This window comes from Pseudomonas sp. WS 5071 (genome assembly GCF_012985765.1).
Classification (GTDB): Bacteria; Pseudomonadota; Gammaproteobacteria; order Pseudomonadales; family Pseudomonadaceae; genus Aquipseudomonas; species Aquipseudomonas lundensis_A.
On the sequence record NZ_JAAQWY010000049.1, the window covers coordinates 1 to 15,764 of the forward strand.

Annotated in this window: 12 protein-coding genes; 2 read left to right on the forward strand and 10 right to left on the reverse strand. The window is 56.5% G+C overall.

Translation table 11 applies throughout. From position 1 onward, the window contains the following. Nucleotides 1-107: 107 nt before the first annotated feature. Together HBN61_RS21385 and HBN61_RS21390 are read right to left on the reverse strand one after the other, a co-directional pair. Complete coding sequence (locus tag HBN61_RS21385; protein WP_170047857.1) at nt 108-2,330, reverse strand: dermonecrotic toxin domain-containing protein; 2,223 nt, start codon at nt 2,328-2,330, stop codon at nt 108-110. 169 nt (nt 2,331-2,499) lie between these two features. Then, on the reverse strand, nt 2,500-4,656 hold the full coding sequence (locus HBN61_RS21390; protein WP_170047858.1) for a TonB-dependent siderophore receptor: 2,157 nt from the start codon (nt 4,654-4,656) through the stop codon (nt 2,500-2,502). 417 nt (nt 4,657-5,073) lie between these two features. Between HBN61_RS21390 and HBN61_RS21395 the strand changes: the two genes are divergently transcribed. Beyond that, entirely contained in the window at nt 5,074-6,270 is a 1,197-nt protein-coding gene (locus tag HBN61_RS21395) for a sugar transporter (RefSeq protein WP_094994373.1), read from the forward strand. 43 nt (nt 6,271-6,313) lie between these two features. Here the strand turns inward: HBN61_RS21395 and HBN61_RS21400 are convergent, their stop codons facing one another. Genes HBN61_RS21400 through nikA form a run of 5 tightly spaced genes read right to left on the reverse strand, consistent with a single transcriptional unit; the run spans nt 6,314 to nt 11,286 of the window. Further along, nucleotides 6,314-7,156 (reverse strand): ATP-binding cassette domain-containing protein, encoded by an 843-nt coding sequence (locus tag HBN61_RS21400; RefSeq protein WP_170047859.1) that lies wholly within the window; start codon nt 7,154-7,156, stop codon nt 6,314-6,316. Continuing rightward, entirely contained in the window at nt 7,153-7,926 is a 774-nt protein-coding gene (locus tag HBN61_RS21405; RefSeq protein WP_094994371.1) for an ATP-binding cassette domain-containing protein, read from the reverse strand. The genes HBN61_RS21400 and HBN61_RS21405 overlap by 4 nt, the downstream gene beginning before the upstream one ends. Beyond that, a complete protein-coding gene (gene nikC, locus HBN61_RS21410; RefSeq protein WP_249275379.1) occupies nt 7,923-8,747 on the reverse strand; it encodes a nickel ABC transporter permease subunit NikC in 825 nt (274 codons plus the stop codon). Before nikC ends, HBN61_RS21405 begins: the two co-directional genes overlap by 4 nt. A 20-nt stretch (nt 8,748-8,767) precedes the next feature. Beyond that, complete coding sequence (gene nikB, locus HBN61_RS21415; RefSeq protein WP_170047861.1) at nt 8,768-9,709, reverse strand: nickel ABC transporter permease subunit NikB; 942 nt, start codon at nt 9,707-9,709, stop codon at nt 8,768-8,770. 2 nt (nt 9,710-9,711) lie between these two features. Beyond that, nucleotides 9,712-11,286, reverse strand: coding sequence for a nickel ABC transporter substrate-binding protein (nikA, locus tag HBN61_RS21420; RefSeq protein ID WP_169962656.1), 1,575 nt, complete (start codon nt 11,284-11,286; stop codon nt 9,712-9,714). Nucleotides 11,287-11,375: 89 nt separating this feature from the next. Between nikA and nikR the strand changes: the two genes are divergently transcribed. Beyond that, nucleotides 11,376-11,798, forward strand: a complete 423-nt coding sequence (gene nikR / locus HBN61_RS21425; protein ID WP_094994368.1) for a nickel-responsive transcriptional regulator NikR — start codon at nt 11,376-11,378, stop codon at nt 11,796-11,798. Nucleotides 11,799-12,002: 204 nt separating this feature from the next. Here the strand turns inward: nikR and HBN61_RS21430 are convergent, their stop codons facing one another. From HBN61_RS21430 to HBN61_RS21440, 3 genes are all read right to left on the reverse strand, one after another. Beyond that, a complete protein-coding gene (locus tag HBN61_RS21430) occupies nt 12,003-12,944 on the reverse strand; it encodes a hypothetical protein (protein WP_170047862.1) in 942 nt (313 codons plus the stop codon). A gap of 122 nt (nt 12,945-13,066) precedes the next feature. Beyond that, nucleotides 13,067-14,026 (reverse strand): alpha-xenorhabdolysin family binary toxin subunit B, encoded by a 960-nt coding sequence (locus HBN61_RS21435; protein ID WP_170047863.1) that lies wholly within the window; start codon nt 14,024-14,026, stop codon nt 13,067-13,069. 18 nt (nt 14,027-14,044) lie between these two features. After that, nucleotides 14,045-15,313, reverse strand: coding sequence for an alpha-xenorhabdolysin family binary toxin subunit A (locus HBN61_RS21440; protein WP_094994365.1), 1,269 nt, complete (start codon nt 15,311-15,313; stop codon nt 14,045-14,047). Between the last annotated feature and the right edge of the window lie 451 nt (nt 15,314-15,764).

Here is a 15,764-nt window from a genome sequence, read left to right on the forward strand (position 1 = left end):
GAGACGAAGATCCATGGCGGACACCTCTTTCCAGGACACATCACACCTCCTAAGGGGTCAATGTGTCCTATTAAAAGTGTTCGCGATGTCTCCGAACATTGTGTTCGCTATGTCCCCGGTCCATACACTATAGAGGGGGCGGGGAAAAGCGTATCGACCTCAAGCACACTGGCCAGCGCCGCAAGGTCAGGCACGTTAAGGCCGCCACCGATCAAGCCATGCAGGGTTGACGACAACGCCGTTGAAACCTGCCGTGCCTTGTCAATGTCGTGAGGTTGAACAATGACTTCAGGGCTGTGTGCGGAAAGTGTTTTGGCGTCTGACAACAGCAGGCTGGCCGTGAAGAAGTGGTATTCAAGGGAAAAAAATCGAGCACTACGAATCGACTGCTGGGCGGCAAAAAAAATCCTGTAATGGCGGCTATTGATGCTCGGCACCGAACGACCGTGGCGGGTGCATTTATGGGTCAGTGTCAATGCGGATTGCCCGCTCACGGTCAGGGCATGAGGAATATAGTCACTCAGTTCGTTCATCACCCCGCGCAGGACCGCCTGGGCAGTGGGCGAGGCGAACACTTCAAGGCTCAGCGCGCGAAACTCGGTATCGCGGGTCAATGCCTTTATGCGGGCCGGGGCGGTAAATACCGCCGACAGATCAATGATTGGCACCTGGGCGCTGACAGGTAACGGGTGGTCCGGATGTTGCTGAATGTTAAAAGCCCGCGCGATCTCTTCGGGTGTCACACGGTCGAGCAGCTTGGCGGTTCGAGCTGCCACCACGTTGTGTACCGGCAGGTAGGATCTGCGCTGTATGGCGTCATCCAGCTTTTGAATCAACGCTTGCGGTGACCTGAACAAACCAAGCACTGTCGCGTGTTTGAAGAAATAGTGAATGTCGTTGCCGTGTTTTTGCCGTTGGTCAGCCGCCCATTCTTTGAAGGCATCGCCGGTCAGGGTCTGTGTCCTGAGTTTTTTAGGGCTGTCTTCGCTGAAGAATGCCGTTTCAGCGTAATCGTGGACGTCCACACAGGGTAGCCAGGCGCGAAGTTCATCGCGGTTGTTGAAGCGGCGATTCATCTCATCTTTAAGGGCCTGTGGGGTGTCAAATTCCTCAAGGCCCTTGTGCAGCGAATACACAATGGCCTTTGTCGACACAGTGCCCGGTGTGTCTTGTATGAAAGCCAGGACTGAATACAGCAGGCGAGGCGCTTGAGTACTGACGTTCTGGATAGCCAGACGCACCACTTTGACGAGGGCAGAATCAGGCCGCGCTGCGCGGTCGGCGGCGACCGGATGATCAATCACCTGACGTATCAAGGCAGCACCGACGGGCGAAAGGGAGCCGTCTGCGGACAACAACCGGATTTCGGTTTCCAGTTGCCCCTTCAGCGCTTGAACGAATGCGTCCTCATTTGAGCAGGCGGGGACGTCATTGTCAGCGCAGGGACGAGCCCAGTAAGTGTTCAGCGTTTCGACATAGGCAGTACTCAGTTGTTTGAGTCGCTGCATGAAGTGATTGTATTGCTGCGGGCTAACGGCGATCTCTGACTCGGCCTTTGTGGCGTCCGATGACCTGAACCGGATGTGAGTGGGATGGGCACCGGTGGCTGTATCCGTGGGGCTCGCCTGGGAACCCTCAATCAATGTTGCCAGTGTTCGAACGGGCAGCGTCGGGTTGACGTGGTCAGTAAATACCACGCTTTGCAGGTCAGGTAGCAGAAAGCCTGCCGGCAGTGCAGGAAAGGCGGCGCCCAGCTCGGCTCGTACGCAATCAAGCAGGCTGGGCTGCGCTGCCAGCAACCCAGGCAGGGGGTTGTACGTCGTCAGCGAATCGATCGCCAGTTTCTGGGTCGTGCGGGTGCAATGCCTGTCCAGAATGTTGGCAATGAAGGTGTGGGTTGCAGGATGGGGGTGGGGCAGTGCCGACAACCGGGTAATGATCCCGTTCTTGAATTGTGTTCGTAATGCCGGTTCGGGGCGTGTGCCGGGATAGTGGGTGTCTCCGGCGTTGGCCGCCCAGATCAAATTGGCAAGTTTAAGCAGCAGCGCGCCGACGTCAGGGTGTTTTACGGTGTTGGCCGGGACGGCCAGCAACCTGGCCACTGCTTCCTTGACGGCGACTTGCGTACAAAACGTCAGCAGAAACAGCCGGTCAGCGCAGTGCTCGGGTGTGAGCGTGGGGCTTTCGAGCTTTTGCAGCAAATAGCTGAGCAGGTCCATGGCCAGCTCGGCTGCCACGGGCGGGTTGCGCTCCACATAAACGAAGCCGACCGCGTCGGCGAGTTCATAAACGCTTATGCGTTCAATGATGGGTAAGGTTTGATGGTTCACAGGTGGCCCCTTGCCGTTGAGCTTCAAAATCTCAACGTAAGAGGTTTTGGCGTGGGGCAAGCGGTAGTTAAGTGTTTACAGGTATCTTTTGCTGACTACCGGGCAGGCCGGTGTGCACACCGGCCTGCCTCCGTGCACAGGTAGTTATCGGGTGATGTGCAACTGCGCCTCAGAAATTGACCGTGGCACTCAAACGGGCCGTCAAGGGCGCGCCCTGGAACACGTAGTTGTCGCCCATGTAATCCCCAACATCGCGCCAGTAACGTTTGTCGAACAGGTTGTCGACGGTCAGGCGCACCACCGTGTCATACCCCTCGATACGCGTGCTGTAGCGGCTGCCGAGGTTGAACACGGCGTAGCTGGCAGCGTCAACATTACCCTGCTGGTTGGCGTATTTTTTCCCGCTGTATTGCACGCCGCCCAGCAACGCCAGGCCGTCGACCCACGGCAGGGCGTAGTCGCCATACAGGCTGGCGCGTAGGGTCGGGACATTAATGGTCTGGTGCCCTTCGTAGTCCGGCGTGCCGCTGCCCGAAACCCGGGCACGGATCGCCGCAACACTTGCGGATACCTGCAGACGTTGAGTTACCCAGCCATTGGCTGCCAGTTCCAGCCCGGTGTTTTTCTGCTCGCCCTGTTGCACGAAGGTGAAATGCCCGGCGCCGTCAGGCTGGGAATACTGGTACGCCTGGCGCAGCTGGAACAGCGTCGCGCTGAGGCTCAGGCGTTGCCAGTCGTATTTGATCCCGGCCTCAATCTGCCGTGAAACGCTGGGCGGCAAGATGTCGTAGGCATTGCTGGTAAACCACGGCGCCGTGCCGCCCAGCGACAAGCCTTTGCTGTAGCGGGTGTACAGCGACAGGTTTTGCAGCGGTTTGTAGATCAGTGCGGCCTGCGGCAAGAATTCATAACGCCGTGTGTGGCGGGAGGTAACGCCGCTGCTGTCGAAGGATTTTTCGTCCAGACGCACCTCGCGCCCGCCCAGCACGGTCTGCCACTGCTCATTGAAACGGATGCGGTCATTGAAAAACACCCCGTACTGGCGGCTGTCGAGGCGGCGCTGGCTGTCGTTCAGGGCGCCGGTGTAGCGGGGGAATTGCTCGGGTTCGGCATCAATGTTGCCGCTGCCGATCCACGCCATGATCGACTCTCGGTTATTGACCACACGACGAAACGCGCTGCTGCCCAGTGTCAGCTCATGGCCTAACGCCCCGGTGTTGAAGGCACCGCTCAGGGTGGCTTGCACCTCGTCATTGCGCCGGGTGTCGTCGGGGCTGCGGAAGTCGTAAATGCCGTAACCGCCTTCAGGGCTGAAATAGTTGCCTTGCGAGCAGGCGTCACCCTGCGTACAACCGCCCCAGGCAAAGGCGCTGTAGTCGTCAATGACGACGTTGCTGCGCGACGCACTGAACGTGGTTTTCCAGTTATCGCTGAAGCGGTACTCAAGGTTGCCGTTGAGGTTCAGCGAGTCGATGGTCACGGGTTTTGAGCCGCTTTGGTGGCCAAGCAGTTTTTTCGGCGAGGCATGGCGCGGCAGTTCTGTACCGCCTAAGAGCTGGTAGCCGGGCACCGAACGTTGTTCTGTGGTTTGGTACTCGGCATCCAGTTGCAGCAGCATATCGGGGTTGATGTTCCAGTCGAACGCCAAAGACACAAAGTCGCGCTGGCCGTTGGCGTGTTCAACGTAAGAATGGATGTCTTCATGGGCCACATTGGCCCGCAGGCCGAACTGTTGCTCACTGCCGAACCAGCCGCCGACATCGGTGGCAATGTAGCCGCTGCCCCGGTCGTCGGTGGACACCGTCACCGAACGCACATCGGCGGCACGCTTGGTCACGTAGTTGACCAGCCCGCCGGGTTCCGACACACCGCTTTGCAGGCCGGACAGGCCTTTGAGCAACTCCACTTGCTGCTTGTTTTCGAGGCCGACGTTTTGCTCGCCGGTGATGGTGCGCCCATTGATCTTGTAACTGCTGGCCGCGTTCAACGAGAAACCGCGCACCACGAAGTTCTGGTAATAGCCGACAGGGGCGTAGCTTTCGCCCACTGACGCATCATTTTTCAACACATCGCTGAGCAAGCGCGCTTGCTGATCCTGGATCAGCGCTTCAGTGAACACAGAAACAGCCGCCGGGGTGTCCAGCAAGGGCGCCGCCTCAAATCCGCCCACTGATGCGGTTTGCGCCTGATACCCGACGCTGTCTTCGCCCGTCACTGAAATGGCAGGCAGCTCGGTTTCGCTGGCATGCACCGTTTGAAAAGCGCTGGCAACCAGCAGGCTGAAACTCAAGGTATTGAACGCAAAACGCGGCAAAGGCTTACCCATGAAAACTCCTGAACGTCCCGGCCTTGCACCCACCCACAGGCTCGCGAGCAACGTTGCCGTTTTCGCCAGCATGCGCGTATTTGCACAGGTCGATAGGTGCCTGGCTGATGGCCAGATCTTTGAGGCGCGCAGGGTAGCACCTCTGACCCGCCGACTCAGGCACTTACTGAGCCCCATCCGCAGTGGGTGATAACGTCACTTACCCACCGCCGAGGTCTCTTGCGTGTGACAAAATGCCTCGCTGCTAACATCAATGGGCACGAACGGCGTTTTGAGAAGCCTATAGAATGCCGCACTGTTTTGCCTCGGGCCGTCAACCCAGTCACCTGGCACGTGTTGTGAATGCAGGACGTGTGTGCCAGGGAGGTCGCCCCAAGGACCTGTTCGATCATCGATAGCGAGTAATACATTCTTTAAATGAGCACTCCCAACGTTTCATCCTCTGCCAATTGGCAACCGGTCATCGCCCTGGCGCTCGCCGCGTTTGTGTTCAATACCACCGAGTTCGTGCCGGTAGGGCTACTGAGCGCCATTGGCGCCAGTTTCGACATGACCACCGCCAGCGTCGGGTTGATGCTCACGATTTATGCCTGGGTGGTGTCACTGACCTCACTGCCCATCATGTTGCTGACGCGCAACGTCGAGCGCCGCAAACTGCTGCTGATCCTGTTCGGCATGTTCATCGCCAGCCACGTGCTGTCCAGCCTGGCAGCCAACTTTGGCATCCTGTTACTCAGCCGTATCGGGGTAGCGTTGTCCCATGCCCTGTTTTGGTCGATTACAGCGTCACTGGCGGTGCGGCTGGCGCCAGAAGGCAAGCAAGTGCAGGCGCTGGGGTTGCTGGCCACCGGGACGTCGCTGGCGATGGTATTGGGGATTCCCCTTGGCCGGCTGCTGGGCGAGGCGATGGGCTGGCGCACGACATTTCTGGTAATTGCGGGCCTGGCGCTGGCCCTGGTGTTTTGGCTGGCCCGTAGCCTGCCGTTGCTGCCCAGCCAGAACTCGGGTTCGCTGCGCAGCTTACCGGTGTTGTTCAAACGTCCGGCCTTGGTGGCGGTGTACATCCTGACTGCGCTGGTGGTCACGGCGCAGTTCACCGCTTATAGCTACATTGAGCCGTTTATTCAGACCGTTGCCGGGATGAGTGGGAATGTGGTGACCCTCATCCTGCTGTTGTTTGGTGGCGCAGGGATCATCGGTTCGCTGCTATTCAGCGTGCTGCATCGCCATAGCCCGCAGCGCTTTCTGATCGTGGCGGTCTCGGTGCTCGCGGTGTGTCTGGCGCTGCTGCTGCCGTTGAGTGGAAAAGAGTCGTATTTGGCAACCCTCAGCCTGTTTTGGGGCATGGCCATCATGTGTTTCGGCCTGGCACTGCAGTCGCGGGTATTGTCGCTGGCGCCGGACGCCACAGACGTAGCCATGGCCATGTTTTCCGGCATCTACAACATCGGCATTGGCGGTGGCGCCCTGCTGGGTAGTTGGGTGGGTGTACACGCGGGCTTCTCATACATTGGTGTCACCGGTGGCGGCTTGGCCGGTGTGGCCCTGGCCATTTATTGCGTGAGCATGTACCGCATCAGCCGTTCGGCAGGGCAAAACCCGCCTGCCGAATAAATGTGCCAGCCTCTGACGCATCTGCGCCGGAGGCTGTTGCGGCTCAAGCCTGACGCTCGCCTGCCTCGGTCCTGCGGGCGAGGGGCGAATCGACAGGGTTGAGCGATGCCCGCCGTGCTTTTGGTCGGGCGGGCAAGACGGCGTCCTGCAACACATAGGCCGCCGGGTGCTCAAAGTACAGGTGCGGTGTGACCTCGCGGTCCTCCACCAGCGTGCCTTCGGCCAAGACCACCACGCGTTGGCAGAAGTGTTTGACCAGGCTCAAGTCATGGGTAATCAGCAGGAACCCCGTCCCCGACTCACGGCGAATGTCAGTCAGCAGTTCGAGAATTTGCACCTGCAGCACTCGGTCGAGATTGGACAGGGCCTCGTCCAGGATGATCAATTTAGGCGCCACTGACAGGGCCCGTGCGATGCCGGCGCGCTGTAATTGGCCACCACTGAGTTGGACGGGGAGTTTGTCGCCGTCCGCAGGCAGCAACTTGACCTGAAGCAACAACGCGTCCACCCGGTTTTTGCACGCCTGTTCACTCATTTGCGCCAGATGCCGCAAAGGCTCGGCGATGCTCCAGCCGATGCTGCGCTGGGGGTTGAAGGCAGTCAGGGCGTCCTGAAAGACCATTTGTAGCTGTTGCAGGAATGGCTTGTCAGGGCCTTGGAGCGGTTCCCCGCGAAAGATGATGCGGCCCTGTTCTGGCATCTCCAGCCCCATCAACAAGCGGGCAAGGGTGCTCTTGCCACTGCCGCTACTGCCCAGCAGGCCGAGGTTTTGACCTTCAATCAGTTCCAGGTTCAGCCCCTGCAGCACCTCCACCCGGTGCCGTTTACTGAACATGCCGCCTGCTGTGTAACCGTGGCGGATGCCTTCTACCTGTAGAAAACTCATGGCGCGTAGGCCTCCCGGGTCAAGGTGCGATGCGCGGCCAATAAGGTGCGCGCCTCGGGGCTGTGGGGGGATTCAAACAATGTGTGCACATCGACGTGTTCAACGATTCGGCCCTCTGCCATCACGCTGACCTGCTCGCAACTGCGCGCCACCACGCCCATGTCATGGGTCACCAGCAACACGCCAAGGTTGTGGTTCAGCACCAGCCGTTCCAACAGGTCGAGAAAGCGCGCTTGTGCCACCACATCCAGATCGCTGGTGGGTTCGTCGGCCAGCAGGAAACGGCTGTCGGCCAAGAGCGCCAGGGCAATCATCATGCGCTGCAACATGCCGCCGCTGAGCTGGAAAGCAAACGAATCCAGCACGCGATCCGCCTCCTTAAGCCCCACCTCGTGCAGCGTGTCAAGGATCAGGTCGTGCGCCGGTTTACCGTGCACGTCCCGCGCTTCAAGGGTTTCCAGCGCATGCTGGCGCAACGAACGTACCGGGTTGAACGCACTGCGCGGGTTCTGAAGCACCAGCGCCACAGCCCGTCCGCGCAGTTGGTGCGGTTGCACCGGGTGTCCGTCAAGGTGCAGCGTTGCGCCAGTGCGGTGCACGCCGGGGGGCAGCAGGTCGAGGATGCCGGCACAGGTCAGCGACTTGCCCGATCCGCTGCCGCCCACCAACCCATGAATGCTGCCCGCCCTGAGGGTCAGGTCGACCCGGTCCACCAGCGTGCGCTGCTGATGGCTGAGGGTCAGCCCCTGTAGCGTCAATGTGTCCTTCATTCCTTGATCTCCGCCAGAACGCTGGGGTCGAGGCGATCGCGCAAGGCATCGCCCAACAGGTTGAAGGCCATGACCGCGAGGAAAATCATCAGCCCCGGCCACAGCAGCAATTGCGGATGAGTCCAGATGAACTCCTTGGAATCGTTGATCATGACGCCCCACTCAGGCGTCGGCGGGCTCACACCCAGGCCCAGAAACGACAACCCGGAGACGTGCAGCATCATGTGCCCGATGTCCATCGAGGCCAGCACCAGCAATTGCCCGACCACGTTGGGCATGATGTGCTGGCGTAAGCGGGTCAGGCGCGAGGCCCCAGCCAGGCGCGAGGCCAGTACGTAATCGCGATTGCGCTGGGCGATCACCATGCCGCGCACCATCCGCGCGTACCACGCCCAGTGCGAGAGGGCGATAGCGATGATGACGTTGGTCAGCCCGGTGCCGAGCAAGGCGATCAAAAAGAACGCCAACACCAGTGTCGGAAAGGTCAGGAACATGTCGCACACGCGCATAAGGAACATGTCCAGCTTGCCCCCGACCACGCCTGCGATGCCGCCTATTACCACCCCGAGTATCAAGACCAGCCCGAGGGTCAACACCACGCTGCCCAATGACAGCTGAGTGCCGACGATCAATCGCGACAGCACATCACGGCCCAGGTGATCGGTGCCCAGCCAGTGGGCTGCACTGGCAGGCAGCAGGCGGTCGTCGAGATTGACCAGCGTCGGGTCATACGGCGTCAGCCAGGGGCCGAACAGCGCCATGACCAACAGCAGCGCGACCAATGTGAGCCCTACGTGCAGTCCGCGTCTGGTGCGGGGCACTGTTGTTACCGCTATCGCCGTCATGCCATCACCCCCGATAAGCGTGTGCGCGGGTCGAGCCACGCATAACAGATGTCGACCACCAGATTGCACAGCACCAACAACGTGGTGAGCAGCAGGGTGAAGCACTGCATCACCGGGAAGTCGCGGTTGAGTACAGCACTCACGGCAAAGCGCCCCACGCCGGGCCAGGCAAAGATGGTTTCGATCACCAGCGCGCCGCCGAGCAATTCCCCGATGTGCATACCGGTGGCGGTCACCAGCGGCATCCAGGCGTTGCGCAGGATATGGTCGCGCCACACGCGGCGTTCATTCAGGCCACGGGCTCGGGCATAAAACACGTGGCGGTGCTGACGCACGTCCAGCAAGCTGGCCCGCAGCAGGCGGGCGTTGATCGACATCGACATCAGCGCGATTGCCAATACCGGCATGATCAGGTGCGCAGCGTCACCCCGTCCCATCGGCGGCAGCCAGCCGAGCCACAGCGACAGCAAAGCGATCAGCAAAAAAGCCAGCCAGAAGTTGGGCATCGATACCCCGATAAAGGTCACAACCCGCACCACCTGATCCGGCCATTTACCTTGCCAGCGGGCAGCGATCAGGCCCAGCGGGATGCTGAATGCCAGGGTGGCCAGCAGCGCAAGGCCGCCCAGTTGCAGAGTGGCAGGCAGGTAATAGAGCAAGTCATCCAGCACGGGGCGGCCGGTAATGTAGGAAATCCCGAAGTCCAGGTGCAGGGCGTTCCAGATCCACGTCAGGTATTGCTCCGGTAATGGGCGATCCAGCCCCAGCGCCTGACGTGCTTCGGTCAGTTCTGCATCTGTGGGTGGAATTTGCGACAGGCGCAGGTAATCCAGCGCCGGGTCGCCGTTACCCAAATGCAGCAAGATGAACACGATCAGCGACACCCCAAGTAGCACCGGGATCAGTAGGATCAGACGCAAAGCGATATATCGCAGCATGATTAAGGCTTCCCGCTGGCTGGGCGCATGACGTCGAACGGCACATCAAACAGCGTGCTGCCAAACTGCACATTGTCGACGCTATTGCGGCTGACACTGATGGCCGTGAGGTAGGAAATTGGCAAATACACTGCCTGATCCTGCAGGGTGGTGAGGATCTCGCGGTAACCCTCGGCCCGTTGTTTCTCGCGGGTTTCGCCCAGTACCTGGGTGATCTTGCGGTCGATGGCGTCTTTCATCGGCAGGCCGCGCTGGGCCATGTAATCGGCGTGACCGGCATAGCGCATCGAGCTGACAAAAGAATGCGGGTCATACGGTGCGCCCCACGTGTCCGCGAAGATCATGCCAAAACGTCCTTCACGCTGACGCTGCACCAACGCGCCGTCTTCTTCCGCACGCAATTGCACCTGCATGCCGACTTTGGCCAGTTCTCCCTGAATGATCTCGGCCAGACTTTTTTGCAGCGCGCTGGTGCCCAGAAACACCAACTCAACGCTCAGCGGTTGGCCGTCCTTTTCCCGCACCGATTTACCAGCAGGCAGCGTCCAGCCGGCCGCTTGCAAACGTTCGCGAGCCTTCTGCGGATCGAAGGTCAGTGCTTTGAGCCCGAGGTCGGTGTAAGGCAGGTTATTGGAAAACAGCGCATCGGCGCGCGGCTCCAGGCCATACAGCACCTTGGCGATCAGGGTGTCTTTGTCCACGGCCTGATTGATTGCTTGGCGCACCGCCAGATCGTTGGTCGGCACGCGGGCAGTGTTCATCGCCACCAGCCGGGTTGCCAGGGGGGCCGAGAGTGCAGTCTTGAAGCCCGCGTCGCGCAAGCGCACGAACGTGCCGGAAGAAATCTCGCCGTCGGCGCCCTGAATCAGGTCGATTTCACCCGTTTGCAAGGCGATGGCGCGGCTGTCAGGGTCTGAGATGACTTTCACCAACACCGAGCCATACGCGGGTTTCTCGCCCCAGTATTGATCGTTGCGCGCAAACCGGTCGAATTCCCCGCGCCGGGTTTCTACCAGCGTCCAGGGGCCGGTACCCACGGGCGCACCTTTTTGGGCGTGCGGCGCACCAAAACGCAGCGGACGCACCTGCGCCAGTTCCATCAGGGTCGGGTAGTAGGGGTGCTTGAGCACCAGCACCAGGGTGTGCGCGTCCGGTGCTTCAACCCTGTCTATAGTACTTACCAGTTCCATCCATTGATGGCGTTTGGCATTGGCCAGTACCGCGTCAAAGTTGGCTTTGGCGGCTGCGGCGTTGAACGGGGTGCCGTCACTGAACGTCACACCTTCGCGCAGGGTGAAGGTGTAGACCTTACCGTCGGCAGACACGTTCCAGCCTGTCGCGAGCCAGGGTTCCAGTTGCCCGGACCGGGTATAACGTACCAACGGTTCATAGACCATGGCCTGGGCATACATCTGATTGGGTGAGTAACCCCGAGGGTCAAGGGGCCCAGCATTGGCAGGCCAGGAGTAGGTAAGCGTCGGAGTATTGTCCGTGGCATGAGTGGGGGTGATACCGCTGCACAGGCAACAGCTGATAAGCCACAAGCCAAGCTTCTTTTTCATCGACGGCTGCTTCAAACTGGCGCTCCCTCTAATGATGGCACTTTAGGTTTCATGCAACGGGTATGAAGTCTATGTGAAAAGTTCATAAACGCGAGGCAAGATCCATGCAAAGAGTCACCATCTCTCTGGACGACGCCTTGTTAGCCGTCATTGATGAGCGCGTCGCCACCCATGGCTATCAAGGACGATCCGAGGCGATTCGCGATTTGTTGCGCGCCGGGTTGCTGGAGCCCGAAGCCACACATCCCGACGCCAGCTGCGTTGCCACCCTGAGCTATGTGTATGACCACGGCACCCGTGAGCTGCCTAAACGGCTCAACACGGTTTTCCATGAACATCACGACTTGACGCTGTCGACGCTGCACGTGCACCTCGATCAGGGCCGGTGCATGGAAGTGTCGGTGCTCAAGGGTTCAGCCAAAGAGGTCACAACGCTGGCGCGTCAGGTGATGGCTGAGCGTGGCGTGCGGCATGGCGCTGCACAGATCATCCCGTTGCCGGTTATTGACGACCCCCATTCGCATTGATCGGTAGGTTGGCTGTGGAGGCGTGAGCATGGGAGCCAAGGATGGGCTTGGGCATTACGATCAGCATTAAATGCCTACCCAATCCCAGAGTGGACAGCAGCGAAGACGCTAAAAACGCATTGAAAGGTTTGCAATGCAGCATTGGTCATCACGATCAATACGTGGGAGAGGGGAGCGGTGATGCGTGATGAGCGCTTCTCAAGATCATGTTTTTTTGGTAGGGCTTGTAATGGACGTCGACGGATTTAATATTGAAGAGAGTGAAATTAATGCGTCACTGACCTTGTTCAAATCTGTGAGCAAATAATCGATATGTTTTAATGTGGTGCATGCCAGTCGCACAGGTGTTTCAGGGAGGAGGGATATTATTTCACCGTTAATATCCTTCAGGAAAAGTAACATGCGCGAGCACAAAAACCCCAGGCTGCTTCCTGCCAAGCGAGCGTTCACATGCAATTCGCGCAGTGCTTTTAAATAAATGTCGTGGGGTTTGGTACAGACATCGGGCAGGCAATACAGGGCCAGGTGATTGTCGATCATCTCGGAGCTGAACAAGCCGTCGTAATAGTAGATTTCGAACTTCGACACGCAGGGGTGGCAGGCGCAGATAGCGGTTCGTAATGCATCAATGAAGTGGGTAAGAAAAGAGTGGGTGAGGTTTGAGTCTTCCTCAACGATTTGCTCAAGTGTGACGCCTGTGAAGGTACATTCTTCAATCAGTGAACTCAGGTTTTTCAGCAGGTGCGCAATGTCGGTATGGTCAAGGCGCTCTTGCGTGCCTGATAAAACAGGTGTGAAGTGTTGCGCATTAAGATCTTTGATCAAGGCGCTCTCTGCGGCACTCGAGAGCGCGTGCACTTCGCGGTCGAATGTCTGCACAAAATCCCGTAGTTGCCGGAATAGTCGACTGCCCATATTACCCAGTACGGGTAACAATGTGAGGATGGCTCGCCAATTACTTTCACTCGACGATGCGGTGCGTGCCAGTACGGGCATATCAGGAGGAGAACGTAATTCATGGCCCTTTTTTTGGTATGCATCTGAGCGTACTTGAATCTTCTCTGAAATAGCGGGGAACTCGCTCAGAAAATACAAGTAACCTTTTAAAGCAGCACAGGTGTGCGCCTCGATTAATATGTCATTCATTAGGCGGCCACTAACAGCAGAACGACTGCCCTTCGCTATGGCGTCAGGCACAGAGCAAAGCTACAGTCGTTTAATAAAATTATTGCCAAGGCGAATAAAGTAGCAGCTCGATGAGCTGCACCTTACCAAGGCTTTGAAAGAGGGGTTAAAAACTCAATAAATTGTTGTGCTTCTGCGGGAAAGTCCAGGTCAATGCGCGTTGTAAATAATTTAAAGGCCTCGATAATGCGCTGGTATTCGCCAACAAACGCTTGCAATGGCGGGAGCATGGCATGGATGGTGGTGATGAATTTTATCTGGCCGTTGAAGCAGACGACGTGTTCATTTTTAAGCGTGATGAGTTTTTGTTGAGCTGTAATTTTAGTGACCAGCCTGTCTCGTTGTTGCAGCAAATCTAAAAACCGAATGCTTTCACCGATATGTTCGATGGTTTTTTTCAATTGTTCGATCGCGAACATGACGGCTTGTATGTTAGTAGGAGAAAGTCCTAGCGCCGTGATGTTCTCCAGCGTTAACGTTATGTCCTTGCCAATTTTTTCAATGCCGCCCTGGGAGAGCACATCAATGGCAGCGGTAAGGGTTTGTCGCTGCTCTTGAAGTTTTACTTCTTGCTCACTCAATAGACCCAGGGCAGCTTTAGCGTCGGCGAGATCCTTTTCAGACTCTTCGAGGTAGCCCTGCGTCATATTCAGCACTGAAGGCGTTTTCAGGCTTGATAGTTGACGGGACAGTACGTCTGTCGACGCGTACAGAGTGGATTTTACTCTGGCCGGTAGATTAGCCAGTGCAGTGTTTGTATCAGCTGTTTCCTGCGCAGTGCGCGCACCGGTTAACGATGCCTCGAAATAGCTCAATTCTTTAATGTTTTTTTCGAGGCCCATCTTTGCCGAGAGGGCGGTGTCACGCAGCGCCTGGCCGCTCTTGTTCATATTGAGCGTTAACGTCTGAAATTGATCATGCAGTGCTGGCAGGTAATTAAGTGTTGTAAAGAGGGCGTCGGCACTGCTGGCGTGGTCGCTCATCAACCTGATGCTCTGCGCCATGAGTGTGAGGTCAACGGAAGGGTAAGTAGTCGTGGTCATGTTACATTTCCTTGGGGGTTAGTGTTGGTTGTCGTTAATATAATTTTTTTTGTATTCCTCTTCCGCCTCTTTAAAAACAGTAATGAAGATGTCAGCTGTTTTTTCAATGTGCCTCCATGGGTCAATGACGAGTTTGAATTCGGCCATAAACAGCCCCAGGCTTAAGGCGTCGTTAATGGTGTCTATTGAACTTTGCGATTGCTTTACATATTGATATATGACATTCCAGACATGCCTTAAGTTTTGTGTTGCCACATCGGCGTCAAAGGTAACAAGTTGAAGGTTTTGCAAATACCGTTTCATATGATGGAGGGAGGCAAGGGTTTTGTCTTTTTTGCTCAGTTTTTCAATGTCGAGTTTTTGTGCTTCAGATAATCGGTTGCGTTCGACCCTGACCCCGTCCGCCTCGACGCCTACATAGATGCCCATTACAAGGCCTGGCAAGTTAAAAGACAGCGCATTGCTGATCGATTTTTCTACCAGTGCTTTGTACTCTTTGCTTTTTTCATCAATGAGCAAAGAGCGTGCGTCAATTGCGCTTTTAAGGACTTCAATGTCGGCCTGGACCGAATTGTTGCTGACCAGTTGTAATTGCGTTTTTATTTTGGGTACTACGCGATTGTGTAAGGTGTCGCTGAAATCGGTGAGTTCTTTGTGGACGTTCTGGGTGTCTTCCAGGTTGTTCTTGACTTTGTCGAATATCGTGGACAAATAGCTTCCCAGATTTTTTTTGGTGTCTTTTTCAAGTTCTATATCGGGAAATTTCTCACCTGAATTAACCTCGATTTCTTTTAACTGGGCGAGCGTTTCGACCTGATTGACTTCAAGGAGTTTTTCAAGTTTTTTGACAGAGAGAATGCCGTCATAGAGCTGAGTTATAGAATCGCCATAGACACTCATGCTATGAGCAAAGATCCTGAGCTTGGTGCCAGTGAGCTTCATCTCGTCATACAGCGGAGACCACTGCAAGGCATGGTTACGTGTAAGGGTGAACAGGTCCAGGAAGTTTTTGTATTCAAGGCCAGGGCCAACGTCATTCACGTCACCATAGTTTAGATAGTTCTGTACATCTTCAAGCGTGCTCGGTAATTCCAAGGCGGCCGCTTCATACCGTTTGATGCTGATGATTTCCTCTTTTGTGAGTAAAAGTCCAGGCGCTCGACTGACGTCATCCTGATCGGCTGCAGAAACGCTGGTTAGTACTTTAGGTGCGTTTTGTGCTTGATAAATAATCTCTTCATAAGAGAGGTTTTTAACCGTATTTTCTGTTGCTGTATTGGGGTTCATAGTTAGCCTTAGCGTATTCTGACAGGCGGGTGATGGAGGTATAAATAAGATTTGGGTTGCAGTTGTTTTAATGTGTTAATTGAACTCTAGATCACGTCTATATAAATGCCACCGCGTCACCGTTGCGCGGTGGTAGATGCCTTGGATGTATAGACAGCATGGAGCGTTGCCGCTTAGTTGTGTCAAATCATTGAATGAGAAGGTAATATTTTTGCAGTGCTGTAAATCTCACGCTGCAAAATTAGTTGATAACGTTGTTTTTCTGAAGTGGCTACGCCTGGACATGACACTTCCTACGTACTAGGGAGTTATAAATTAAGTTAGGGATGCTCCGATCAACTTGTCGTGCAGCCGCGGCAAGTTGCAATTTTCCAGGCACCTACAGCGTCATTGGACGAAAAGTGACCGAAAAATCATGTACGGAGAGCTTTTTCGACCGGTTCTCCGTGTT

Coding starts and splice junctions, on each gene's coding strand:
- HBN61_RS21390 (WP_170047858.1), bottom strand. CDS start 4,656: ATGGGTAAGCCTTTGCCGCGTTTTGCGTTCAATACCTTGAGTTTCAGC.
- HBN61_RS21395 (WP_094994373.1), top strand. CDS start 5,074: ATGAGCACTCCCAACGTTTCATCCTCTGCCAATTGGCAACCGGTCATC.
- HBN61_RS21400 (WP_170047859.1), bottom strand. CDS start 7,156: ATGAGTTTTCTACAGGTAGAAGGCATCCGCCACGGTTACACAGCAGGC.
- HBN61_RS21405 (WP_094994371.1), bottom strand. CDS start 7,926: ATGAAGGACACATTGACGCTACAGGGGCTGACCCTCAGCCATCAGCAG.
- nikB (WP_170047861.1), bottom strand. CDS start 9,709: ATGCTGCGATATATCGCTTTGCGTCTGATCCTACTGATCCCGGTGCTA.
- nikR (WP_094994368.1), top strand. CDS start 11,376: ATGCAAAGAGTCACCATCTCTCTGGACGACGCCTTGTTAGCCGTCATT.
- HBN61_RS21430 (WP_170047862.1), bottom strand. CDS start 12,944: ATGAATGACATATTAATCGAGGCGCACACCTGTGCTGCTTTAAAAGGT.
- HBN61_RS21435 (WP_170047863.1), bottom strand. CDS start 14,026: ATGACCACGACTACTTACCCTTCCGTTGACCTCACACTCATGGCGCAG.
- HBN61_RS21440 (WP_094994365.1), bottom strand. CDS start 15,313: ATGAACCCCAATACAGCAACAGAAAATACGGTTAAAAACCTCTCTTAT.